At 60.2% G+C, this 23,305-nt stretch carries 20 protein-coding genes; 12 read left to right on the top strand and 8 right to left on the bottom strand.

What is annotated here, in order from left to right:
• Positions 1 to 139 precede the first annotated feature (139 nt).
• Entirely contained in the window at positions 140 to 481 is a 342-nt protein-coding gene (locus C2862_RS21985; RefSeq protein WP_136222649.1) for a CzcE family metal-binding protein, read from the top strand.
• Between the two features lie 231 nt (positions 482 to 712).
• Positions 713 to 1,396, top strand: coding sequence for a cytochrome c (locus C2862_RS21990; RefSeq protein WP_136222651.1), 684 nt, complete (start codon positions 713 to 715; stop codon positions 1,394 to 1,396).
• A gap of 61 nt (positions 1,397 to 1,457) precedes the next feature.
• Here C2862_RS21990 and C2862_RS21995 read toward each other — a convergent pair whose 3' ends face one another.
• From C2862_RS21995 to C2862_RS22030, 8 genes are all read right to left on the bottom strand, one after another.
• Entirely contained in the window at positions 1,458 to 2,747 is a 1,290-nt protein-coding gene (locus C2862_RS21995) for a type II restriction endonuclease (protein WP_136222653.1), read from the bottom strand.
• A 672-nt stretch (positions 2,748 to 3,419) separates the two neighbouring features.
• Entirely contained in the window at positions 3,420 to 3,863 is a 444-nt protein-coding gene (locus tag C2862_RS22000; protein WP_136222655.1) for a DUF4440 domain-containing protein, read from the bottom strand.
• A gap of 167 nt (positions 3,864 to 4,030) precedes the next feature.
• Complete coding sequence (locus C2862_RS22005; protein ID WP_136222657.1) at positions 4,031 to 4,375, bottom strand: copper-binding protein; 345 nt, start codon at positions 4,373 to 4,375, stop codon at positions 4,031 to 4,033.
• Positions 4,376 to 4,402: 27 nt separating this feature from the next.
• Positions 4,403 to 4,846, bottom strand: coding sequence for a DUF411 domain-containing protein (locus tag C2862_RS22010; RefSeq protein ID WP_136222659.1), 444 nt, complete (start codon positions 4,844 to 4,846; stop codon positions 4,403 to 4,405).
• Positions 4,847 to 4,871: 25 nt separating this feature from the next.
• Positions 4,872 to 6,266, bottom strand: a complete 1,395-nt coding sequence (locus C2862_RS22015; RefSeq protein WP_136222661.1) for a multicopper oxidase family protein — start codon at positions 6,264 to 6,266, stop codon at positions 4,872 to 4,874.
• A 14-nt stretch (positions 6,267 to 6,280) separates the two neighbouring features.
• Positions 6,281 to 7,696 carry a TolC family protein gene (locus C2862_RS22020; protein ID WP_136222663.1) on the bottom strand — a complete coding sequence of 472 codons (1,416 nt, stop codon included), beginning with the start codon at positions 7,694 to 7,696 and terminating at the stop codon, positions 6,281 to 6,283.
• A gap of 15 nt (positions 7,697 to 7,711) precedes the next feature.
• Positions 7,712 to 8,080 (bottom strand): hypothetical protein, encoded by a 369-nt coding sequence (locus C2862_RS22025; protein WP_136222665.1) that lies wholly within the window; start codon positions 8,078 to 8,080, stop codon positions 7,712 to 7,714.
• A gap of 102 nt (positions 8,081 to 8,182) precedes the next feature.
• Positions 8,183 to 8,611 (bottom strand): hypothetical protein, encoded by a 429-nt coding sequence (locus tag C2862_RS22030; RefSeq protein ID WP_136222667.1) that lies wholly within the window; start codon positions 8,609 to 8,611, stop codon positions 8,183 to 8,185.
• 230 nt (positions 8,612 to 8,841) lie between these two features.
• On the opposite strand from C2862_RS22030, the gene C2862_RS22035 reads away from it, so the two are divergent.
• The 10 genes from C2862_RS22035 to C2862_RS22085 all read left to right on the top strand — a co-directional run bounded on the left by C2862_RS22035 (position 8,842) and on the right by C2862_RS22085 (position 23,305).
• Positions 8,842 to 9,240, top strand: a complete 399-nt coding sequence (locus C2862_RS22035; RefSeq protein ID WP_168710144.1) for a DUF305 domain-containing protein — start codon at positions 8,842 to 8,844, stop codon at positions 9,238 to 9,240.
• Between the two features lie 467 nt (positions 9,241 to 9,707).
• Positions 9,708 to 9,914 carry a heavy-metal-associated domain-containing protein gene (locus tag C2862_RS22040; protein WP_136222681.1) on the top strand — a complete coding sequence of 69 codons (207 nt, stop codon included), beginning with the start codon at positions 9,708 to 9,710 and terminating at the stop codon, positions 9,912 to 9,914.
• A gap of 343 nt (positions 9,915 to 10,257) precedes the next feature.
• On the top strand, positions 10,258 to 12,750 hold the full coding sequence (locus tag C2862_RS22045; RefSeq protein ID WP_136222683.1) for a heavy metal translocating P-type ATPase: 2,493 nt from the start codon (positions 10,258 to 10,260) through the stop codon (positions 12,748 to 12,750).
• An 18-nt stretch (positions 12,751 to 12,768) separates the two neighbouring features.
• Positions 12,769 to 13,239, top strand: a complete 471-nt coding sequence (gene cueR / locus C2862_RS22050; protein ID WP_136222685.1) for a Cu(I)-responsive transcriptional regulator — start codon at positions 12,769 to 12,771, stop codon at positions 13,237 to 13,239.
• A gap of 803 nt (positions 13,240 to 14,042) precedes the next feature.
• Positions 14,043 to 15,260, top strand: coding sequence for a TolC family protein (locus tag C2862_RS22060; RefSeq protein ID WP_229467552.1), 1,218 nt, complete (start codon positions 14,043 to 14,045; stop codon positions 15,258 to 15,260).
• Between the two features lie 26 nt (positions 15,261 to 15,286).
• A complete protein-coding gene (locus C2862_RS22065; RefSeq protein WP_136222691.1) occupies positions 15,287 to 16,822 on the top strand; it encodes an efflux RND transporter periplasmic adaptor subunit in 1,536 nt (511 codons plus the stop codon).
• Positions 16,819 to 19,995 carry an efflux RND transporter permease subunit gene (locus C2862_RS22070; protein ID WP_136222693.1) on the top strand — a complete coding sequence of 1,059 codons (3,177 nt, stop codon included), beginning with the start codon at positions 16,819 to 16,821 and terminating at the stop codon, positions 19,993 to 19,995. The genes C2862_RS22065 and C2862_RS22070 overlap by 4 nt, the downstream gene beginning before the upstream one ends.
• Positions 19,996 to 20,117: 122 nt before the next feature.
• Entirely contained in the window at positions 20,118 to 20,378 is a 261-nt protein-coding gene (locus C2862_RS22075; RefSeq protein WP_136222694.1) for a hypothetical protein, read from the top strand.
• Between the two features lie 83 nt (positions 20,379 to 20,461).
• A complete protein-coding gene (locus C2862_RS22080; protein ID WP_136222695.1) occupies positions 20,462 to 20,911 on the top strand; it encodes a copper-binding protein in 450 nt (149 codons plus the stop codon).
• A gap of 1,143 nt (positions 20,912 to 22,054) precedes the next feature.
• On the top strand, positions 22,055 to 23,305 hold the full coding sequence (locus C2862_RS22085; protein WP_210736102.1) for a TolC family protein: 1,251 nt from the start codon (positions 22,055 to 22,057) through the stop codon (positions 23,303 to 23,305).

Below are 23,305 nucleotides of genomic sequence, written 5' to 3' on the forward strand. Positions count from 1 at the left end.
AACCCTTGCGCTCCTTGGGAACCCGGACCTTATGCCGTGTTCGTTGCTCTGCTGTCCACATGGCGTACTCCTATCGAAGAGGACCATTTGGACATCATAGTTGCTTCCGAGTTTTCAAACCGTCTCTAAGGAACCAAAAATGTTTTACTCTACAAAACGAATCGTAGCTTTTTTCTCCGCTCTAACGCTTGCACAGGCAGTTTTTGCGCATGACGGCCCGCATGACGACATCCGCAAACTCGGAATGACGGCGCCTGTTTCCGCTGCAACACGCACGGTCACGATTGCTCCGCAGACAAGGTATATAAATGTGAATCAGGGGGATATCGTCAAGTTTGAAGTCGATGGAAAAGTCTTCGCATGGCAATTCGACACGGAACGTCCCCAAGGTTGGCTTGACCTCGCGCTGTTCGCTCCGAAAGGGATAAGTACATACGGGGTACAAGTATTCGTCGGGCAGAATCCGCTTTATCAGAACTGATACACATAAGGTCGCGCGCCCCGACACCACGCACACGCCCGTGCACCCGGCGGTTGGACCGGTAGCGACCGCAACAGGGCCAGCAAGGAGCGGGCGGGGGCATCAAAGGCGACGCGTGGCCGCGGTCTGCAATCTATGACACCGCGCCGTACTTGGGGGGCATGTTGCTGTTCAGACTTCTACCCGGAGAGTGCTCTTGGATGGTGCAGCAAATTGAAAACGGAAGAGCGTATGAAGCCAGTCACCAAACACATTCTGGCGACGACAGCGATCCTGCTTGCAGGCGGCACCCTGGCTTTTGGCCTTTTCGCGCATTTTGGCGTATATAACTTTGGCGCCGATGCGCAACACTCCGCACCAGTCTATTCGATGCTCGAATATATGCGCGAACGCTCCATTGAGGTACGCGCGCAAAGTATCAAGGTTCCTGTCCTCAAGGACCCTGGCCGGAAAGTTAAAGGCGCGGGAAACTATAACGCCATGTGTGCGCAGTGCCATCTGGCCCCTAGTATGGCAGAGACCGAGCTGAGCAGAGGCCTATATCCGGCGCCCCCCAATCTTTCGAAAACCCGCTTTGAACCAGGACAGGCGTTTTGGGCGATTAAACATGGGATAAAAACTTCGGGTATGCCCGCTTGGGGCAAAAGCATGAACGACGAAGAAATCTGGAATATGGTCGGGTTCCTGCAGCAACTACCGAGCCTCGATGCCCAAGGATACCGCGCTATGGTTGCCAAAAGCTCCGGACATTCTCATGTCGGTGCAGGCGCGGGCCATGAGGAAGGGACCTCGGGCCAAGACCCGCACGATGGAATGGGGCATGCCGAAGGAGAGGGCGAACATCCAAGCGGCATGCGAGACATGGACCATGCGACGACCTCCAGGCCGGCGCCCGAAGCTGAGCACGCACACTGAGCCAGGCACCAAGGTACTGGACGTGTGCGTGAACAAGCCAGACTGACTGCAAAGGATCGACTCAGCTCGTCAGCGGGGTCGAAATTGCCAACACGCCTTTCGCACCGTGGCCGAAACGCGCTATCGCGTCGCGATGCTTGGCCAGCTCGCCATAACTGATGTAGCGCACGTCGAGTTCGCCCACCCGGGAAAAGGCCGGACGAGCGAACTGGTTGCGCACATCCTGCTCGCGTGCATCCGGGGCAACCAGGAAGAAGGTCGATCCGTCGTGTTCCGGAACCCCGAGGGCGAGATCGAGCATCCGGACGATGCCGGAGTAAATGCTTGTGCTGTGCTCGACTTCAAAGGCCATCGCGATCTTTCCGCTTCCCGGGTCCAACCAGAGAACGTCAATCAGTGCGATCGTGTCGCATGCCGGGCTCAAGCGAATGAACTGCGGAAGCTCAGTGAGACAATGGTCGCCGAGCTTGCCACCGGCGTATTCCCGCCCTTTGTCGTTATTTGCAATCCAGACCCGGTACCCGAGAGACAAGCCAAGATCTCGCAGCCATCCTTGGACCTGCGTATGACTCTGGTCGTTTTCCGACGCCGCCTGCCTTGCCTTTGCCGCAGCGGTACTTTCCTGGTTCACCTTGGCCAGGTCTGCTTTCCAGTCTACTGAGAGAGAGCTGCCAGCTTCGAGCGCGTAGCGCCCCGTCCCGATATCGAACAGCAAGCCTGCGACTGCGCCGAGGTCGTTGGAGAGCAGCTTGCGATGGGTTTCGTTGAATTCGATAACGCGGCGGCGCATTGCCAGGTATTCGCTCCAACGACCGAGTTTCACATTCGCACCAAACAATGCGTTGAAACCCTTGACGATCGCGGTATTGTTGGGAGGGACAATGGTGGGGTGCAGGAAGTACAGCAGATTGGCACAGGCAGGACCGAGCCCCTTGATCTGCACACTGTCTAGAAGCTGAACAGCCTTGACGACGTCGTCTTCGCGCTCGCAGCACAAACAGGTGTCGAGAAACCGCCCGAACGCGAGCTGGTTGTTTCGACTCTCGTAAATGTCGGGGATCCGCAGTTTCGGTTTCCAGAGGAACGCGTGATCGGCTCCCTTGAATATTTGACGCTGTTCAGCAATCGAATGGACGACGGTTTCGAGCGATGAGCCCCGGTAGGCTACGCCAAAAGTGTTCTCGCGTATTTCCTTTACAACGGCCTGGAGGCCCCGTCGAATCGACCGGAAGTTCTTCAGGCGTTCGTCCCACATGAACCAGGTCTGGTACGAGCCCCCATTGTCGGCCCGCCATTGCTCGATTAACCGCTGCTGTTGGTGTAAGGTTGGGGCACCTGTGTCGAGACTCAAAAATGACTCCGGTCGTTCAGTAAATAAAATACATTGTAACGCCGAGCAATGGAAAATGGGGCCGTCAGGGCCCGGGCGGTATGGCGCACCGCTCGATTGCCAGAAAGCTGACATTCACCATTTTGCGCGAGTAGTTAGGCAGTCCGCATGCCGTAAGGGCTTCGCTGTCTTGAACGTCCACTTTTTAAGCCAGCGCTGTCCCTCCTCGGGAGCTCACTTGCGTTTCTTCCTACGCCCTGAAGTGGTCCGGGTTTCGCGCGGTACTGGTTGCGAAACCTTGGCTGCTTTCAATATCCTGCGTCTGGTACGCCTTGCACGGACACCGTGTACGACGAAACCAGTGACAACGATGGCCAAAATGCCGGCTGCCATGGCAAGCAGCTCCATAACAGAATCCGGAACGATAACCTCTTCCACTGTTTACCTCTGACGTGTTGTGACGCGAACAGCTATTTTCGCACGCGCAATTCAATTCCGATATCCAGCGCATCGGTTAGCACCCACCGTCGCCGGGGTAGCAGTAAGTGTTACGCCGTGGTGCTACCCGGGCGATGCTGCGTTCTCTCGGGGGTGACGACGCCAATGTGGCGTACGACGACTTCAAGATATAGGTGCGGCAGTCCAGGGCCGCTCCCGATCGGTCTGGAGGGGTACGACCGGGACACGCCCCTTTTACTTTGCGTTCCGGGAGGACCAGTGCACGTGGACGATTGACCAAGCGCCGTCCTTTTTCTGCAGAACGGCCGTTTCAGTCCCGAGCATGTGGATGGCCTTGCCGCGCAGGGTGCCGGTAGTCTCGGTTTCCTGCCACACGATCGCCGTGTTGCCCTCGACGCGCTCGCTTTGCTGGAGCACCTTGCGCGTCGAGTTCTTCGCAAACTCCATGTCGCCCCCGAGGTGGTGGCCCGCGTACTCCTCGCGCGAGCGTTCTACATGGCCGGCCTCGTAGATGGCGATGTCCGCTGCCAACAGACTGGTGGCCCGCGCCTTGTCCCCCGCGACAAGAGCATCATGGAAGGCCGCAAGTGCCTCAGTGGGCGAGGCGGCAAGGGTGCCTGCCGATGCACTCGTCATCGCGGCTATCAGAAAAAGTCCTGCAGTCGATTTTTTTATCATTTTCGTTCCTTGTCGTGAGGAAGGGGGGCCGGCGCCATTGGCGTCGAAACCGGGCCGAGGGAGGTCGCGGCCACCCGCACCGCGACCTGTATGAAGCCCATCCGCAGGTGCGCGCGCGGGGATGGACCGCACTTGCGCCTGTTCGATCGTTGGGCCTGCCTCGTCGATTACTGCGCTTTCTGCAGCTGGATAATCGTGATCGCTCCATTGACGCGTTCGGCTGCGAAGGTAATCTTGTCGCCGACCTTTACCTGGTCCAGCATCGCGGCGTCCTTCGTGCGAAATGCCATGGTCATACCCGGCATGTTCAGGTTCGCGATGTCTCCGTGACGAAGCGTGATTTTTCCCGCCTCCTTGTCGACCTTTTTCACTTCAGCGTCTACCAGCGTCGGCGCTGCCGCCTGCTCGTCGGCATGGGCCTCGTGGCCGCCGTGCGCGTGTTCCTGCGCGGAGGCGGCCGCTGCGCCAGCTGCCATGACGAGGGCGATTGCGAGTTTGGAAATTGCGTTCATGTCGATTCCTTTCGTGGTTGGGTTTGGTCAGTTGTAATGCTTGTATACAGACGTACGGCCGCCGGCCTGCACCAGCAGAACGTCGTACGGATCCTTGCGCGGGCCTTCCATGCCGGGCGAGCCAAGCGGCATCGCGGGTACCGCTAGTCCTTTGGCTTTTGGCTTCTCCGCGAGCAGCCGTTTGATCTCGGACGCTGGCACATGACCTTCGATGGCATAGCCGCCCACCATTCCGGTATGGCAGGAACCAAGCGCATCTGGAATGCCACCGCGCTCGCGGTAGTCCGAAGGGTTCGCAACGTTAACCACACGGGTCTTGATGCCGTTCGCTTCGAGGTGCTTGACCCATTCCTCGCAGCAGCCGCAGTACTCGCTCTTGTAGACGTCGATGACAGGGGCAGCGGCAATGGCGGCCATCGGGATGCACAATGCCGCAGCCAGTGCGGCGCGATTAAGAATTCGTTGAATCATTGGATTGCTCCTTTCCGTGATGTTTTCAGTGGTGTCCCTGGTGGCCGGCCGGCTTGCGCACGGTCACCTCGACCTCCGGCCCCTTGCCCGCGGCGGGCATTGCCTGCCCGCCGGCCGAGCCGCTACGCACTGTGGCCGGTGCCTCGCCTTTCCATTCGTAGGCCACGGTGCCTGCCGGATGCTTGTACCAGCCAGGGTCCTTGTAGTCGCCCGGCTTCTGGTCCTTGCGAACCTTGAGCACGGTGAACATGCCGCCCATCTCGACACCGCCGAAAGGCCCTTGGCCAGTCATCATCGGCAGTGTGTTGTCCGGAATCGGCATTTCCATGTCGCCCATCGAGCCCCCCTTGTCGCCCATGACCATGTAGTCCGGCACGAGCTTCGAGATCTTTTCCGCGACGCCGCGGTGGTCCACACCGATCATGTTCGGCACGCTGTGTCCCATCGCATTCATCGTGTGGTGCGACTTGTGGCAGTGGAAGGCCCAGTCCCCCAGGTCGGTTGCGACGAATTCGATCGCGCGCATCTGCCCGACCGCGATATCGGTGGTGACCTCGGGCCAGCGCGACTCCGGCCGGGTCCAGCCGCCATCGGTGCCCGTCACCTCGAACTCGTGGCCGTGCAGGTGGATCGGGTGGTTCGTCATCGTCAGGTTGCCGGCGCGGATGCGCACGCGATCTCCCTGGCGCACGTTCATCGTGTCAACGCCGGGAAAGGCGCGGCTGTTGATCGTCCACAGGTTGAAGTCCGTCATCTCATTGACCCGAGGCGTGTAGCTGCCGGGCTCGATGTCATACGCGTTAAGCAGGAAGACGAAGTCGCGGTCGACCGCGTGCTGGCGCGGATCCTTGGGGTGTGTGACCCAGAACCCCATCATTCCCATTGCCATCTGCACCATTTCATCGGCGTGCGGGTGGTACATGAAGGTGCCGGGCCGGCGGGCGATGAACTCATAAACAAAGGTTTTACCTGGCTGGATGCCTGGCTGGTTCAACCCGGTAACACCGTCCATGCCGTTTGGCAGCCGCTGTCCGTGCCAGTGGATGCTGGTGTGCTCGGGCAGGCGATTGGTCACGAAAATACGTACCCGGTCGCCCTCGACCACTTCGATGGTCGGCCCCGGGCTCTGGCCGTTGTAGCCCCAAAGGTTCGCTTTCATGCCGGGGGCAATTTCGCGCACCACCGGCTCGGCGATCAGGTGGAACTCCTTGACACCGTTATTCATACGCCAGGGCAGGGTCCAGCCGTTCAGGGTGACGACCGGGTTGTAGGGGCGTCCGTTTGGCGGTACCAGCGGCGGCTGGGTCGCCGCACTGCTCATGCTTGGCGCTTCCGGCAGCGTGGCGGCGCCGGCGCGGGTGACGAGGCCGGCACCAACCAGTGCTGCGGCGCCGCTGAAAAAATCTCGACGAGAACTCATTTGCTAATCCTTGTTTAATGTTCGGGTGCGGCTTCGGCGGCGCTCGATGCGCCGAGCGATACCGACGCACCGCCGCTGCCGTTAATTGCTGCTTGCAGGTCGGTCTCGGCAATCCAATAATCGCGCTGGGCCTGGATCGCTGCATTCACGCCCGTGACCTGGGTACGGGCATCGGCCAGCAGCTCGAACACGCTCGCGAGCATGCCGTTGTAGCGAAGCAGGGTCTCCTCCGAGATTTTTTTCTGCAGGGGGACGACCTCGTCCCGGTACTGCTTGCTAAGGTCGTAGGTGGTCCGGTAGGCCGAATAGGCTTCCCGCACCTGCGAGCGCGCCACCGTTGCGGCATGCGCTGTCCGGTGCACGGCCTGCATGTAGAGCGATTGCGCCTTGGCGACACGTGCGCCGCCCCAGTCGAAGATCGGCAGCGCGAGCTCGACCTCATAGCCGTTCTCGCGCGGGGAACCCGATTTGCTGGTGTTGGCATAACCGGCGTCGAGCACGTTGATAAAGCCCGTTGCTTTCGTCAGACCGAGCGCGCGGGCAGTCGATTCGGTGTCGAGTTTGGACAGGCGCACGTCGAGGCGTTGCTGCATGGCCAGCGATTCGATATTGGCGGCTTCGCGGGGAGCCGCAGGCAGATCCGGCAGGCGCTCGGGTAACTGAAATGCCGTATGCTCGCCCCATACCCCCATGAGGCGGGCAAGCTGTTCGCGCGCGGCGGTCGCATTGTGCCGCGCCCGTGCGAGTTGAGCCGTCGCCTCGGCCGAGAAGGCCTGTTCGCGTGCCTGGTCCAGCGCACTCAGGTTACCCACGCTGGCCATGCGCTGGGCCAGTTCCGCGCTTGCCTGCGCAGCCTCGCGTACCTGCTCGGCATAGCGTGCCGACTGGCTTGCCGCGACCGCCGTGAACCAGGCCTTGCGCGTGTCCGCGGCCAGGTTAACGGCATCCAGGGCGGCGACCAGCTTGGCACTTTCGAAGCGGCGCGCCTCTATATCGCGGCGGATCGGGATGGTCACGAGGCCGACGAGATCGAACATCACACTGCGTTCGATCTCGGTTTCCCCGCCACCCGACATGCGACTGAAGCTGAAGCTCGGATTGCTCATCCGGCCAGCCTGGACCAGATCGGCCTCGGCCACACCCAGTCCAGCCAGGGAGGCGCGCAGGCCGCGGTTGTTAAGCAACGCGACACGCACCGCATCGTCTGCGGAAAGTGGAGACTTCATGAGCCGGGCGAGTTCTTCTCGCGCCGGATCGGCGTTCCCAGCGGCTTTCGGCAAGCGCACATCCTGCCCGGTGCGTTCCTTGGTAAGGGCGGATACCGAATCGAGGCCGCCGTCCTGCGAGAACGTTGCGCAACCGCTCAAGACCAGTACCAGGGCGCTCGCAGCGATGGCGCGGAGTGGGGGAAGAGAGGACTGTTTTGTCATTATTGTCGCCTTCGCTTAATGGTGTTTGCTGTGATCGACAGGCGCTGGCTGGGGGCGCGGGCCATCCGGTGAGCCGGCGTGCACCGGCGCAGCTGCAGCTGCGGCGCCTTTATCCCCGGACTGTTCTGCCTGCTGCGCGACATGTCCGGCATGCCCGGACGGAGCCGCCAGGGCGTCGTTCGCCGCACGCCAGGCCTTGTCAGGCGTAGGCTGTGCTTCCTGGGCCGGCTGGGCCGGGCGGGGGATTGCCGACTCGTACACGATCGGCGGTGCGGCCGCATGCGGATCGGCAGGGTCAGGCGCAAGGAAGGATTGCTGGGCCAGCGCACCGAGGGGTGCAGCCAGCAGGACGCCAAAAGCGGCGGCCAAAAGTTTCTGATTCATTGTCAGTCCTCAAAATCGGCAACTGGGGCGTGCATGTGCACGCGCGTACGCGCAAGATGTGTGACCGGACCAATGGGATGGCGCGGCCAGCTCTTGTTTCGATTAAGCGGATTGACGCCGGGGAGGGCGTTGAGGACCGTCGGGGATAAATCCCGGGACCATCGCCATTGGCGACACGAGGAAGACGTCGGAGCCGTCGAAGCCAGGGACGGCGAGGAAGGCCGACGGCGGCGCTACCGCGCCGGCACAGAGTGCAGAGCATGCGCTGCAGGATGAGTGAACCTGCTTCTCGAACTTCGCAGGCTGAGCGTGCGTATCGGATCCGCTGTCGCCGGCGTCGCTCGCATGGGCGCCGTGATGGGCTTGCATCTCGATGCCTGCGCCAAGGTGGGCAGCATGGGTGCGCTCGACCTTATGGCTGACCTGGCTGGAATCGGGTGCGCATGACATCCCGACGCTGGCAGCAAGTGCATGCAGCGGGAGTATGGCTATCAGGAGCCAAATCAGGAATGTCTTGAGCGAGCGGTTCATGGATGTGCCGAGTATAGCACGGCTGTTTTTGCCCGGAAACGGCTTAAGGCTGGCTAAAGTCTTCTGCTGACGTCGAACTGAAGACATCACTCTCGGGAACGGATCCGCGTCATTGTTCGTCAACGCACAGTGTGACCTGCGGCATCTACCCACAATGAACGGATACCAGTTTCGAATGCCGGTATGGAAGAGTCATCATCCTAAAGGAGAACTATATGAAACAGTCTAAGTTGAGCATTTCCCTGTTCTCGGGCGTCTTCGCGGTCCTCATCGGGGTTTCGGGCAGCGCGCTTGCGCAAACGGGAGAGCATGCACAGCATGGCACCACGACGTCGGGAGCGGCTGCCGGGGCCCAGCAACACGAGATGGCCGGCCACGAAATGATGCAGACGATGCAGGAGATGCATCAGAAAATGTCGGCGATGCAAATGACGGGCGACCCTGACCACAACTTCGCAATGATGATGCGCGCGCACCACCAGGCCGGCGTCGACATGGCAAACGCCGAGATCAAGAACGGCAAGGACAAGCAAATGCTGCAGGCCGCAAAGAAGGTCGTTGCCGACCAAACCAAGGAAATCAAGAAGCTCGATCAGTGGATGGAGAAGCATAAAGCGTCGGGCAAGTAAGCACAGGCACGCGGCCTGTCAGTCGATGGGCCGCCGCTAGCGCGGAGGCATCAGCGATCATTCGGTGCACCGTTGACCTGCCAGGAGCGGCATACAGCCACACTGAGAGCGCGCCTGATTACACACGTGCGCACTAGCAGTAACGCTACGACCGGTACAAGGCCGGGTGTTCTGATTGTAGAGAACCCGGGATCGGCACAAAGGACTGCAAGCGTTCGCTCCGTTATCCCCAGTTTCGTCGTATCCCGCCGCACAGGCAGCATGAACGCCGTATGCGTCTCGAACATACACCTGAGCTCGTCCAAATTGCCCGCACCTGTTGTGGAGGGCTGTTGTCGTCTTCCGGGCCCAAACCTCCCCCGCCAGCACGGCAGAACACCATTTCATCAAACGCCAAAGAATGTACTTGACCTTCCAACCATGGGAAGGATTAAAGTGGACCTGCAGTTAACCAATGGAGGTATCAAATGTACGAATTGCAAGTTGAGGGCATGACCTGTGGCGGTTGCGCCAATAGCGTTAAGAAGTCGGTGCAAGCAGTCGACAGTGCTGCAAAGGTGGAAGTTGACCTGGGCAGCAAAAAGGTCCGGATCGACACCACGCTCGGTATCGATCAGGTCAAGGCGGCCGTGGTGCAGGCGGGGTATCCCGTGACTGCGAGCACAACCGCATAACGCAAGAAGGGAGATAGCGATTCCGGCACGCCCAGTCCGTGCCGGATCCTGCTCCAATGACCAATTTCGGCAGATCGTGGCGCAGCCATATGCCGTTATTGGTCTATGCACGGCAAGCGCGCCTGCCGAGTCCGGAGCCGGCTTGCCTGCATTGGATCAGCTTGGAGACTGCGCCGCTACCGGCAGCACGAGACACTAGGTTCGTCAGGCCATATAGCCTGGTCTACTGACACTGGATCAGCCCCGAAATCACACTCAAAAAATCTTACGGAATCTACTTGACCTTCCCATGATGGTAACGGGCATCGTGTCTTCATGTTGAGGAAAAGGTAGAGGACCACACATGGACATTTCGAACAAAACGGTACTTGGCACGAACATATCACCCATCAGTTTGCCAATCGAGGGGATGACGTGCGCATCCTGTGTCGGCCGCGTCGAAGCGGCCTTGCGAAAGGTGGATGGTGTCGGCAGCGTCGCCGTCAACCTCGCTACTGAACGGGCGGAAGTACGGCCGAGCGGGCACGGTCCAGTCGACCGTGCTGCCCTTGTGCAGGCAATCGAAAAGGCCGGATACGATGTTCCTGCGCAGACCATCGAGCTGTCCGTCGAGGGCATGACCTGCGCATCCTGCGTGGGGCGAGTCGAGCGTGCACTTCAGGCCGTGCCAGGCGTTAGCCAGGCCACGGTCAATCTGGCCACCGAGCGTGCCACAGTGCGCGGCGTCGCGGCTACCGAAGCGCTGCTCGCTGCAATCGGCAAGGCGGGTTATGAAGCCAGGAACCTCGATTCCAGTACCGTTTCCGGCGATGACAAGGCCGAAGCGAGGAAAGATGCTGAACGAGTGGCACTCAAGCGCGACCTGCTGATCGCCTCCGCCCTGGCACTGCCAGTCGTCATCCTTGAGATGGGCTCGCACTTGCTACCGTCCATGCACCACTGGGTGATGGAGAACGTCGGACAAGGATTGAGCTGGCAACTGCAGTTCGTGCTGACGACGCTGGTATTGCTCGTGCCCGGCCGCCGCTTCTATACCAAGGGTCTCCCGGCACTGCTGCGGCTGGCACCAGACATGAATTCGCTCGTGGCGGTCGGCACACTTGCCGCCTATGGGTATTCGCTTGTCGCCACTTTCATGCCGCACCTGCTGCCGGCAGGTACGGTCAACGTGTATTACGAAGCGGCGGCCGTGATCGTGGCGCTACTTCTGTGGGGGAGATTCCTGGAGGCTCAGGCAAAGGGGCGCACTTCGCAGGCCATCCAGAGGTTGGTTGGCTTGCAGGCAAAAGTGGCCCACGTCGTACGCGGCGGCCGCGCCATCGACATACCTGTGGCGGAGGTTGTCGCCGGCGATGTGCTCGAGGTACGCCCGGGAGAACGGATTCCGGTCGATGGCGAGGTCATCGAGGGCGTCAGCTATGTCGACGAATCCATGATCACAGGCGAACCGGTTCCGGTAAAGAAAGCGCGCGGCAATGCCGTTGTGGGCGGCACCGTCAACCAGAGAGGTGCCCTGTCCCTGCGCGCCACCGCAGTCGGTGGACAAACGGTACTCGCCCAAATCATTCGCCTGGTGGAACAGGCGCAGGCCTCGAAGTTGCCGATTCAGGCGGTCGTCGACAAGGTAACCATGTGGTTCGTGCCGGCAGTGATGGCTGCTGCCACGGCCACCTTCCTGGTCTGGCTTGCGTTCGGCCCGTCCCCAGCGCTGACCTTCGCCCTGGTAAACGCGGTGGCGGTCCTGATTATTGCCTGCCCATGCGCGATGGGACTGGCAACGCCGACCTCGATCATGGTCGGTACCGGACGCGGGGCGGAGCTGGGCGTCCTGTTTCGAAAAGGCGAGGCATTGCAGATTCTGAAAGACGCCAGGGTAGTGGCGCTGGACAAGACCGGGACCTTGACCGAAGGGCGGCCGACGCTGACGGATCTGGAGGTCGGCACAGGCTTCGAGCGTGCACACGTGCTGGCACGCATCGCCGCGGTCGAGTCGCGCTCGGAACATCCGATTGCCCGTGCAATCGTCGAGGCGACTGAGAAAGAGGGGATCGACATCCCGGCCATTACGCAGTTCGAATCCATGACCGGCATGGGCGTGCGCGCGCTGGTGGACGGCATTCGAGTGGAAGTGGGCGCCGATCGGTACATGCGCTCGCTTGGACTGGACGTGGAGACCTTCGCGCAAACGGCCCAGAGGCTGGGAGCGGAAGGAAAGTCCCCACTGTATGCTGCAATCGATGGTCGCCTGGCCGCGATTGTCGCCGTGGCCGACCCGGTCAAGCCGGGCACCCCCATCGCCATCGCTGCTTTGCACCAATTGGGCCTGAAGGTCGCCATGGTCACCGGAGATAACAGGCGCACCGCCAACGCAATCGCGGCACGCCTGGGCATTGACGAGGTTGTCGCAGAAGTGCTGCCTGCCGGGAAGGTCGAGGCGATCCAAAGACTCAGGGACGCATATGGTCCTGTCGCGTTCGTAGGCGATGGCATCAACGATGCACCTGCTCTCGCCGAGGCCGATGTCGGCCTGGCAATAGGGACCGGTACCGATGTCGCGGTAGAAGCAGCGGACGTGGTACTCATGTCAGGCAGCCTGCAGGGCGTCCCCAATGCGATCGCCCTGTCAAAAGCAACGATCGGCAACATCCGCCAAAACCTGTTCTGGGCCTTTGCCTACAACACCGCCCTTGTCCCGGTTGCGGCAGGGATCCTGTACCCGGCATACGGCGTACTCCTGTCACCCGTGTTTGCGGCCGGCGCGATGGCCTTATCCAGCGTGTTCGTTCTCGGCAACGCGTTGCGGCTGCGCGGCTTCAAGCCGCCATTACACGAATGAATGAGACGGGAGAAATACATGAATATCGGTGAGGCATCGAACGCATCCGGGGTTTCGGCCAAGATGATCCGCTACTATGAAGAGATCGAACTGATTCCGCATCCGGCACGCACCGACTCCGGCTACCGGGCGTATACCTTGGCCGACGTGCATCGCCTGCGTTCTATTCGGCGTGCACGGGACCTCGGCTTCCCGGTAACGGAAATCGTGGAACTGCTCAGCTTGTGGGACGACCGATCGCGCAAAAGCGCTGACGTCAAGCGCCTTGCGCAAGGACATATCGCTGACCTTGAAGAGCGGATCAGAAATTTGCGGCAGATGGCCGACACCTTGCAGACCCTGAGCGATTGTTGCGCAGGCGACGAGCGGCCGGATTGTCCGATCCTAGCCACCTTGGAGGACAGGGCCGAAGAGCGGGAGCCTGCAGAGAGCCTGTCGCGGCCGACCGCTGCGAAGGACCGGGTTCAGACACGAGGGCGCCGGAATTGATGCCCCGCCGCATCCACGGCAGGGAAAAGAATAAAAAAGCGAGGCACAATCGCCGCGCTCAACCCTTCAGTTACACGCGTCCCTGAGAATCAGTGACTGTCGCGGAACTGACCGCGATGGTCGCAGCTCGGCAGTTAGCCACTGCAACCCGAATTCGATGAGTTACACATTTCCGTAGTTTAAGGTTGGCGTAATTGACAACGACATTCGACCGCTCTAGACTGCCCCTGACCATGAGACTTCCTCGCACATCTCGACTGATTGCCGCAACAGTTGTGCTGCTTAGCATATTGTTTATGCAGCTCGCTGTGTCGGCTTATGCGTGCCCGGTGCTGAATTCGGGGCGTGACGCTCAGTCGACCTCGTCTGTGCATGTGACGCAAGCCGAAATGGTCGCATGCGAGGACATGGATATGGAACAGCCTAGCCTGTGCCATGCTTCCAACCAGACAGGCAAGCAATCGCTCGACAAGCCGGCGACGCCACCCCCAATGCCCTTCGTGGCCGTCGGGTTTGGGCTTCCAGTAAGCCTGAACACATTGACCTTCCAGCCGCCTCTCGGCTCGCCTGTTCCCTCCTTCCTCACCTACGCGACGGCACCGCCTATAGCCATTCGCAACTGCTGCTTCCGCATTTGATTTTCCAGTTTGCTTGATTCCTCATCGCTGCGCTCTTGCCGCCGGCGGTGTTACTCAATGCATTCTGGAGGTTTCATGTCGTCCCCATGTTTCATTGCGTCTCACATGGCGCACCGTTCGGCTGCCCGGTCTGTTCGCGTAGTCTTACTTGTTATATCGATTGTCATGAGTAACGGTGCGTTTGCCACCGAAACGCCGTTGACCCTGGCCGAAGCCCAGCAGCGCGCGGTCGAGCGATCGCGAATGTTGGCAGCCAAAGACTACGCTGCCCAGTCCTCACGGGAAATGTCGGTCGCAGCCGGTCAGCTCCCCGATCCGGTGCTGAAGCTCGGTATCGATAACCTTCCGGTCAATGGACAAGACCGCTTCAGCTTGACGCGAGACTTCATGACGATGCGTCGCGTTGGTGTGATGCAAGAGCTGACGCGCTCCGACAAACGTCGCCTGCGCGCCGAACGATTTGAACGCGAAGCGGAAAAATCGATTGCGGAAAAGGCGGCGGCGACGGCGACAATCGAACGCGAGACCGCACTGGCCTGGCTGGACCGTTACTACGCCGAAGCCATGTCGACTGGACTCGCGGAGCAGATCGATCAGGCGAAGCTGGAAATCCAGGCGGCGGAGTCCGCCTATCGTGCCGGCCGAGGCAACCAGGCCGACATCTTCGGTTCACGCAGCGCACTGGCAGTCCTGGAAGACAAGGCAAGCGATATCAAGCGCCGCATCGGCAACGCCAAAATCGCACTGGCACGGTGGATCGGCGACGCGGCGCAACAGCCGTTGGGCGACAAGCCGGCGGTCGATACCATCCGCCTCGACGAGGCCACACTCGACACGCAGCTTAACCACCACCCGGAACTTGCAGTGCTGGCCAGGCAGGAAGACATCGCAGTCAGTGAAGCGAATCTTGCAAGGGCCAACAAGAAAGCGGACTGGAGCGTCGAGGTGGCAGTGCAAAAACGCGGTCCAGGGTATTCGGACATGCTGTCGATTGGCCTTTCGGTTCCCCTGCAGTGGGACCAGAAAAACCGCCAGAACCGGGAGCTGTCCTCGAAGCTGGCCCAGGTCGAACAGGCAAGAGCCGAACGCGAGGACACGTTGCTTGCCCATGTTGCGGAAGTGCGTGCCATGTTGAACGAGTGGCATACGAACAGGCAGCGACAGACCCGCTATGAGGAAGAACTGACTCCTCTGGCCAGCTCACGAACAACAGCGACCGTTGCCGCCTACCGGGGCGGAAAGGCCGCGCTGGCGGACGTCCTCGCTGCCCGGCGCAGCGAAATCGACGTACGCCTGCAGGCTTTACAGCTCGCGCAGGAAACCGACCGCCTGTGGGCGCAACTGAATTTTCTGTTTCCCCAAAACGGCGGGCCCGCGCACTGAAAAGCCGGGCGAACAAGGATTTTTATATGAATACTAAAAAAGTAACAATTGCCCTGCTCCTGGCTGCTGCATTGGGCGCTGGCGGGTATGGCGTGTACAAGCTCGGCATGAACCGAGGGATGGGGATGTCAAGCGCTCCACAAGTGGCGTCCTCCGCCCCAGGAAAGGGTGTCGACCTATCCAACGGACGAAAGGTACTTTACTGGCACGACCCGATGGTCCCAGGCCAGAAATTCGACAAGCCGGGCAAATCCCCGTTCATGGACATGGAACTGGTGCCGGTATATGCGGACGAGGCTGGCGACGAGGGCAAGGTCAGCATCAGTCCTCGAGTCGAACAGAACCTTGGTGTGCGTACAGCCGAAGTCACGAAAGCCAGCTTTGCCACCAATGTGGAAGCCGTCGGCAACGTGGCCTACAACGAGCGTGATGTCGCCGTGGTACAGGCGCGTAGCAACGGCTACGTCGAGCGGCTCTTCGTGCGTGCACCGCTCGACCCGGTAAAAAAGGGGCAGCCGCTTGCCGCACTGTATGTGCCCGACTGGGTCGCGGCGCAGGAGGAATACCTGACTGCAAGACAAATGAGCGGCCCCGGGACGGATGGACTGTTGGAAGGGGCGCGACAGCGTATGCGCCTGGCGGGCATGACAGATGCGCAGATCCGTAGCGTCGAGTCCAGCGGCAAGGTGCAGGCCCGCTTGACCGTCAGCTCGCCGATCAATGGCGTCGTCGGAGAACTGACTGTCCGTGAAGGGATGACGATCGCGTCGGGTGCGCCCATGTTCCGGATCAATGGGCTCGGCACTGTCTGGGTCAATGCCGAGCTGCCCGAAGCTGCGTCGGCGGCGGTACGTCCAGGCGCCCGGGTCGAAGCCCGCACACCTGCGCTGCCTGGCACGCTATTGCAAGGCAAGGTCAGCGCGATCCTGCCTGAAGTCGAAGCCGCAACGCGCACGCTGAAGGCACGTGTCGAACTGGCCAATCCTGGACAGCGACTGGTGCCAGGCATGTTCGCGACCGTGAGTTTCACACCAGCGGCCAGCGCGGAGACCTTGACGGTGCCGACGGAAGCAGTGATCCAGACCGGTACGCGCAGTGTCGTAATGCTTGAACAAGGCCAGGGCAAATTCATGCCCGTCGATGTACAGATCGGCCGCGAGAGCAATGGACAAACCGAAATCCTCAAAGGTCTCGAGGCTGGACAAAAAGTTGTCGTTTCAGGCCAGTTCCTGATTGATTCGGAAGCCAGCCTGAGAGGCACCGTGAACCGGCTGAGCGGTCCTGAGCCGGCGCGCGGCAGCAAGCAAACCGCGGGGCCGGCGACGCATCATGCGCATGGCAAGGTGGAAAATATCAACAAGGATGAAATCACGTTTTCTCACGATCCGGTTCCGAGCATGCAGTGGCCGGCGATGACAATGGGGTTCAAGATACCCGCCGGGGGCGTTCCGAAAAATCTGGCAGTCGGCGACACGGTGGACTTCGCGTTCCAGCAGACGAAGGAAGGATCGTTCCAGATCACCGGTATCGTCCCTGCCGCTGTGGGAGCTACCAGGAAATGATCGCCAAACTGATTCGCTGGTCGATCCTCAACCGCTTCCTGGTCCTGCTTGCCACAGTCGGGATCACGGCCTGGGGCATCTACGCGCTGCAGCGTACGCCACTCGACGCGCTCCCCGACTTGTCCGACGTGCAGGTGATTATCCGCACCTCCTATCCGGGCCAGGCGCCGCAAATTGTCGAGAACCAGGTCACCTATCCGCTGACGACGACGATGCTGTCGGTACCCGGAGCGAAAACGGTACGCGGCTATTCCTTCTTTGGGGATTCCTTCGTCTACATCCTGTTCGAGGATGGGACTGACCCATACTGGGCGCGTTCGCGTGTACTGGAGTATTTGAATCAGGTGCAGTCGCGCCTGCCGCCGCAGGCAAAAACCGCGCTCGGGCCGGACGCCAGCGGGGTTGGCTGGGTGTACGAGTATGCCCTGGTCGACCGCAGCGGCAAGATGGACCTGTCGCAGCTGCGCGCGTTCCAGGACTGGTTCCTCAAGTACGAGCTCAAGACGGTGCCGAATGTGTCGGAAGTAGCAAGCTTGGGCGGCATGGTTCGTCAATACCAGATTGTTCTCGATCCCGACAAGCTGCGGGCCTACAACATCTCGCATAACGTCATTATCGATGCCGTGCAAAAGGCCAACCAGGAGGCTGGCGGCTCGGTGCTCGAGCTGGGCGAAGCCGAATACATGGTGCGTGCGAGCGGTTACCTGCAGTCGCTGGACGACTTCCGCAAGATTCCACTGACCACCTCGGCGGCGGGCGTTTCAGTCCGGCTGGGTGACGTCGCGCGCATCCAACTGGGGCCGGAAATGCGGCGCGGCATCTCTGAACTGAACGGCGAAGGCGAGGTAGCCGGCGGCGTCATCGTCATGCGCTCCGGAAAAAATGCGCTGGAAACCATCGATGCGGTGAAAGCCAAGCTGGCGGACCTCAAGCCGAGCTTGCCACCCGGCGTGGAGATCGTGCCGGCCTACGACCGCTCGCACTTGATCAGGCGAGCGGTAGACAATCTGCGCGACAAGCTGGTCGAGGAATTCGTCGTCGTTGCGGTCGTGTGCGCAATCTTCCTTTTCCATTTGCGCTCCGCCCTGGTCGCGATTGTCACTTTGCCGATCGGTATTCTGGTTGCCTTCATCGTCATGCACTACCAAGGGGTTAACGCGAACATCATGTCGCTCGGCGGTATTGCGATCGCGGTGGGCGCCATGGTCGACGCCGCCGTAGTCATGATCGAGAACGCGCACAAACATATCGAAGCGTGGAATCACGCCCATCCGGGCGCAAAGCTGGAAGGAGAGGATCGCTGGCGGGTCATCGGAGACGCCGCAGCCGAAGTCGGCCCGGCGCTGTTCTTCTCGCTGCTGATCATCGTGCTGTCGTTCATTCCGGTGTTCACGCTCGAGGCGCAAGAAGGACGCCTGTTCTCGCCGCTTGCGTTCACGAAGACCTATTCGATGGCGGCTGCTGCAGGGCTGGCCGTGACCTTGATCCCCGTATTGATGGGTTACCTGATCCGCGGGCGTATTCCCGAGGAACACAAGAATCCACTGAATCGCTTCCTGATCGCCGTCTACCGGCCCTTGCTCGATGGCGTGCTGCGCTTTCCAAAGGCGACCTTGGTCGCTGCCGGCGTGATTGCCGCCATCACCATCTGGCCGATGACCCGGCTCGGCGGAGAGTTCATGCCGCCTCTTGATGAAGGCGACCTTCTGTACATGCCTTCGGCCCTGCCAGGACTATCGGCGGGCAAGGTGTCGCAACTGCTCCAGCAGACGGACCGCCTAATCAAAACGGTACCGGAAGTGCAAAGCGTCTTCGGCAAGGCGGGACGGGCCGAGACGGCGACCGATCCTGCTCCACTCGAGATGTTCGAGACGACGATCCAGTTCAAGCCAAGGGATCAATGGCGGCCGGGGATGACCACGGATAAGCTGGTGGAAGAACTGGACCGCGTAGTGAAAGTGCCTGGGCTTTCCAATATCTGGGTACCGCCGATCCGGAACCGCATCGACATGCTCGCCACCGGCATCAAGAGTCCGGTCGGTGTCAAGGTGGCCGGTACCAGCCTGCAGGAGATCGACCGCGTTGCCGCGGAAATTGAACGGATCGTCAAGACGGTCCCAGGCGTGTCTTCGGCACTTGCCGAACGCCTCAACGGCGGACGTTATATCGACGTCAATATCAACCGTGACCAGGCAGCCCGGTACGGATTGAATATCGCCGATGTGCAGAGTGTCGTATCGGCCGCGATCGGGGGCGATAACATCGGCGAGACCGTCGAGGGCCTGCAGCGTTTCCCGATCAATGTCCGCTATCCGCGCGAAATCCGGGATTCAGTCGAAAACCTCCGCCAGTTGCCGGTTCTGACACCCCGCGGCGCACAGATTCGCTTGGGAGATGTAGCGGCGATCCGCATCAATGACGGCCCGCCCATGCTCAGAAGCGAAAATGCACGGCTGTCCGGCTGGGTGTACGTGGACATCCGGGGGCGGGACATGAACTCGGTAGTGCGGGACATGCAGCAGGCTGTTGCCAAGGAGGTCAAGCTGCGGCCTGGCTACTCGATTTCCTGGTCGGGTCAGTTCGAATACCTGGAACGCGCCAGCGCGAAGCTCAAGGTTGTCGTACCGGCGACGCTACTGGTGATCTTCGTCCTCCTGTACCTGACATTCAAGCGCTTTGACGAAGCCATCCTGATCATGGCCACCCTGCCGTTCGCGCTGGCCGGCGGCATCTGGCTGCTCTGGATCCTCGGGCATCACCTGTCGGTCGCCAGTGCGGTCGGCTTCATTGCGCTTGCCGGCGTGGCGGCCGAGTTCGGGGTGATCATGCTTCTCTACCTGAAGCACGCCTGGGAGGCACGCCTGGCCGCCGGCAAGTCGTCCGAGGCCGATTTGCTGGACGCCATTCGGGAAGGGGCGGTACAGCGCGTCCGGCCGAAGGCCATGACCGTGGCGGTGATCATCGCAGGTCTCGTACCCATCATGATCGCGTCTGGTACCGGCTCGGAGATCATGCAACGTATCGCCGCGCCGATGGTTGGCGGCATGTTGTCCGCGCCATTGCTGTCGATGTTTGTGGTTCCAGCTGTCTACCAGTTGATGCGCCGTCGCGAGTTAAGAAAAGAAAACGCGGGGGAACCCACTCGCCGGGAGGCCAGTTATGAAACCACATGAGGTAGCACTGCAGGGTGGTTCAAGGGCCGCGCTATCGGCAGCGCCAGTGCCCAGGGGATCAACGCTCTGTCGCAGCCATGTTCTGCCGAGTCCAATTTTCGCAGTCGTTCAAGGAGTCAATCATGAAGAAGTTTCTTGTCACCCTGGTCAGCGCACTGTCATTTGCTGCCACTCTGCCGGCGTTCGCTGGTCCCGATTGGCAAATCATCGAGCACGGACGCAAAGTCAAGGCAGAGCGCATGCGGCAGGAACAAGCTCGGCGCGCCCAGGAAAACCCGCAGAAAAACTCGCAACAGTCAGGTAACCAAACCAGCAAGGAACAAATGATAAAGAAGTGTAAGGAAATGATGAGCAAGTCAAAAGCGCAGCCTGAGCGTCAATGAACAGGTCGCCTGAATTTCGTCGCAACAGCGTGCCGCTCCATCGGGAACGCACGCCTTTATTTACCACTGTAAGGAGAAATCTCATGAAACGCTTTGCCCAACTGGCTTTTATTTCTGCACTGTCAATCTCAGGGACCGCGTTCGCCCAGTCGGGCGATATGAAGGGTATGGAGATGAAAAATGGTTGTATGGACATGAAGGATATGAAAGGCATGGACATGAAGGATATGAAAAACATGAACATGCAGGAATGTAAGAACATGATGAAGGAGCGCACTGCCGACAGCAAAGCTCAGGGCGCGCACAAGCAAGGCACTGTGCACAAGACATCAGCCATGGTCAAGGCGGTGGATCCGGTTAACAGCAAGGTGACACTTGACCATGACCAGGTAAAGACCCTGAATTGGCCTGCAATGACGATGACTTTCGGCGTCAAGGAGAAGTCCTTGCTCGACAAGCTTGCAGTCGGCAAGAAAGTCAACGTTGAATTCACCCAGCAAGGATCGAACTACGTCGTTTCAGCCGTCAAATAAATAGGCACACGGGTTTCAGCTCGTGCTCGATTCGTCAGCACAGTGACAAACTGGGTAGCAACGCTTGCGGGTATGCCCAGCGTTGCTGTGCTAGCAGCTGCGCCGTCATTGTCGGTTGTACCGACCAGCAAACCACACGGCGCGAGTACAGGTCGAGGACGACAACGAGAAAAGCTAGCCTTCGCCAGTCCAGACGTTAGTAAAGTACGCTACCCGTTTCTGGTTCGGGCCAGTCGCCTCAACCTGCCGATCCAGCAGGTTGAGGCGCAATTGCGTGGACTGTCGAACCGGGTTGCCCTGGTGCGAGACACGCTTCTGATGCCCCTTGATGCCTGCTGCTTTTATCAATCGGGCTACGGTTCTTACTGCAGACAATGCCAGCATCGATAAGGTCTCGCACTACGCGCGGCGAACCATATCTTCCATCGCCGGCTTCGTGGCTGTGCTTGATTGCCTTGAGGGAGCTGGGCATTCTCACCTACATGTGCGCTTGGGCGCCTGCCGAGCCAGTCGTAAAAGCCACTGCTCGATACGCCAAGCAGACGCACATCGTTCGGGTTGGCCAGATGGTCCGATATCTGGCGACGAAGCCGTACTTCACTTGAGGTCGGCTGCGAAGCAGCCGAGCGCCTTTTTTAACATGTCGCGCTCCGTCTTGACCTTCGCCAGCTGGTGCCGCATGCGCTCATATTCCTAGGGCGATACCTTCTCGCACCCGACTGCGACCTCTACATTGAAGTTGGCATCTCACCACGGTCCGAGCATCTTGGCACCAAAGCCGAGGTCGCGGGCTATCGCCGCATTGCTCGCGCCAGGCCGGCCCATCACCTTGACCGCCTCGGGCTTGAGCTCTTCTGAGAACAACCGTCTGTCACGTGCCATGTAATACCTCTGATAGGAACATCATACCTATCGAAAGTGCCCGTCGCGGCTGCGGAAGGCCACTATCCGGGTTTCCGATAGTTATTGCCAGTTGTAGGTGGAGAATCCAGCAATCCAATTTTTCGTAATAGCGAATCGTCGCGGCTTGCGTTTGCACCGCCGTAGATTGCTGCCCTTTTGGAAAATTGCGTGACATATGCTTGACATTGAAGTTGCTTCAGGGCTTATAAAGTTCATTTACCAATTAGTCAAACCTATCCAATGATGCGCACCAAGATTAACTTCTGTGTCACCGCGGCATTACTGGCCATGTGTGCAGCGGCAGGATCCGCTTCCGCCCAAGCCACTGCGCTGACGCTTGCCGAAGCCGTTGCGAGAGCTCGCGTCCAAGCACCGCAACTGCAGAGCGCTGATGCAGCACTACGCGCTGCGGACGCCAATGTAACGATGTCTGGCCTGCGGCCGAACCCGACACTTTCAATGGAAGCTGAAAATGTGATGGGATCGGGGCGCTATTCCGGCTTCGGAGCGGGAGAGAAGACAGTTTCGCTGTCGATGCCCTTGGAATTAGGCGGCAAGCGGGCCGCAAGACTACGCGTGGCACAGGCCGAGCGTGCTGTTGCCGGCGTTGGCGCGCGCTCCACTGAAGCAGAACTTACCCTCCAGATCACCGAGGCATTTGTTACCGTCGCCGCCAGTGAGCACTACGTTGCGATCGCAAAAGCCAGTCAAGAACTGGCCGAGCGCGCGCATCACGTGGCACGTGAGCGGGTACGAGCTGGAAAAGCCTCTCCCATCGAAGAACAACGGGCGGACGTTCTACGAATCAATTCGCAGGTTCGCCTGGGCAAAGCGATACGTGCCGCCGAGCTGGCACAGAAAACGATCGCGCGACTGACGGGTGTGTCGATGCCACTCGCAATCGTGTCTTCTTGGTTCGAGCGGATCGAAGGCAATGAGGCGATGCCACCAGCTGGGCAGAAGCTGGCGATCGCCACAGCTGAGGCGGAACTAGCTGCTGCAGAGGCTCGCGTTGACGCGGCCAGGCGCGACCGGACACCGGACATAACGCTGACTGCCGGCATGCGGAAGTATGGCGAAACATCCGACAAGGCAGCTGTTTTAGGCCTGTCGGTCCCGCTGCCATTGTTCAATCAGGGCAGCGCCGCACTTGCGCGGTCCCGAGCGGAATTTGATCGCGCCGCCGCTATGCGCCGTGCCGTCGTACTGGAAGTCGAGCAGTCGACCGCGCGCGCAGAAACTGAGGTGGCCGACGCACTGGCGGCTGCGCAGGCGGCCAATGGCCCCGCGCTCGCAGCCGCGGAAGAGGCGGCACGTATCGCGAGGATCGGCTATGTCGAGGGGAAGTTCCCGCAACTCGAATTGATCGAGGCCGAACGCTCATTGGCCGAGACGCGCGAGAGCGCGGTCGATGCGCTCGCAGCACTTCATACAGCACGAGCGCGCCTGGCTCGGCTACAAGGTTCCAACTCTCCAATTTACAAGGATTGA

Source organism: Massilia sp. Mn16-1_5 (assembly GCF_004798585.1).
Classification (GTDB): Bacteria; Pseudomonadota; Gammaproteobacteria; order Burkholderiales; family Burkholderiaceae_D; genus Telluria.

Excerpts from the sequence above, each read along its gene's own strand:
- C2862_RS21985 (WP_136222649.1), top strand. The coding sequence starts at position 140 with ATGTTTTACTCTACAAAACGAATCGTAGCTTTTTTCTCCGCTCTAACG.
- C2862_RS21990 (WP_136222651.1), top strand. The coding sequence starts at position 713 with ATGAAGCCAGTCACCAAACACATTCTGGCGACGACAGCGATCCTGCTT.
- C2862_RS22000 (WP_136222655.1), bottom strand. The coding sequence starts at position 3,863 with ATGATAAAAAAATCGACTGCAGGACTTTTTCTGATAGCCGCGATGACG.
- C2862_RS22005 (WP_136222657.1), bottom strand. The coding sequence starts at position 4,375 with ATGAACGCAATTTCCAAACTCGCAATCGCCCTCGTCATGGCAGCTGGC.
- C2862_RS22010 (WP_136222659.1), bottom strand. The coding sequence starts at position 4,846 with ATGATTCAACGAATTCTTAATCGCGCCGCACTGGCTGCGGCATTGTGC.
- C2862_RS22015 (WP_136222661.1), bottom strand. The coding sequence starts at position 6,266 with ATGAGTTCTCGTCGAGATTTTTTCAGCGGCGCCGCAGCACTGGTTGGT.
- C2862_RS22020 (WP_136222663.1), bottom strand. The coding sequence starts at position 7,696 with ATGACAAAACAGTCCTCTCTTCCCCCACTCCGCGCCATCGCTGCGAGC.
- C2862_RS22025 (WP_136222665.1), bottom strand. The coding sequence starts at position 8,080 with ATGAATCAGAAACTTTTGGCCGCCGCTTTTGGCGTCCTGCTGGCTGCA.
- C2862_RS22030 (WP_136222667.1), bottom strand. The coding sequence starts at position 8,611 with ATGAACCGCTCGCTCAAGACATTCCTGATTTGGCTCCTGATAGCCATA.
- C2862_RS22040 (WP_136222681.1), top strand. The coding sequence starts at position 9,708 with ATGTACGAATTGCAAGTTGAGGGCATGACCTGTGGCGGTTGCGCCAAT.
- C2862_RS22045 (WP_136222683.1), top strand. The coding sequence starts at position 10,258 with ATGGACATTTCGAACAAAACGGTACTTGGCACGAACATATCACCCATC.
- cueR (WP_136222685.1), top strand. The coding sequence starts at position 12,769 with ATGAATATCGGTGAGGCATCGAACGCATCCGGGGTTTCGGCCAAGATG.
- C2862_RS22060 (WP_229467552.1), top strand. The coding sequence starts at position 14,043 with ATGAGTAACGGTGCGTTTGCCACCGAAACGCCGTTGACCCTGGCCGAA.
- C2862_RS22065 (WP_136222691.1), top strand. The coding sequence starts at position 15,287 with ATGAATACTAAAAAAGTAACAATTGCCCTGCTCCTGGCTGCTGCATTG.
- C2862_RS22070 (WP_136222693.1), top strand. The coding sequence starts at position 16,819 with ATGATCGCCAAACTGATTCGCTGGTCGATCCTCAACCGCTTCCTGGTC.
- C2862_RS22075 (WP_136222694.1), top strand. The coding sequence starts at position 20,118 with ATGAAGAAGTTTCTTGTCACCCTGGTCAGCGCACTGTCATTTGCTGCC.
- C2862_RS22080 (WP_136222695.1), top strand. The coding sequence starts at position 20,462 with ATGAAACGCTTTGCCCAACTGGCTTTTATTTCTGCACTGTCAATCTCA.
- C2862_RS22085 (WP_210736102.1), top strand. The coding sequence starts at position 22,055 with ATGATGCGCACCAAGATTAACTTCTGTGTCACCGCGGCATTACTGGCC.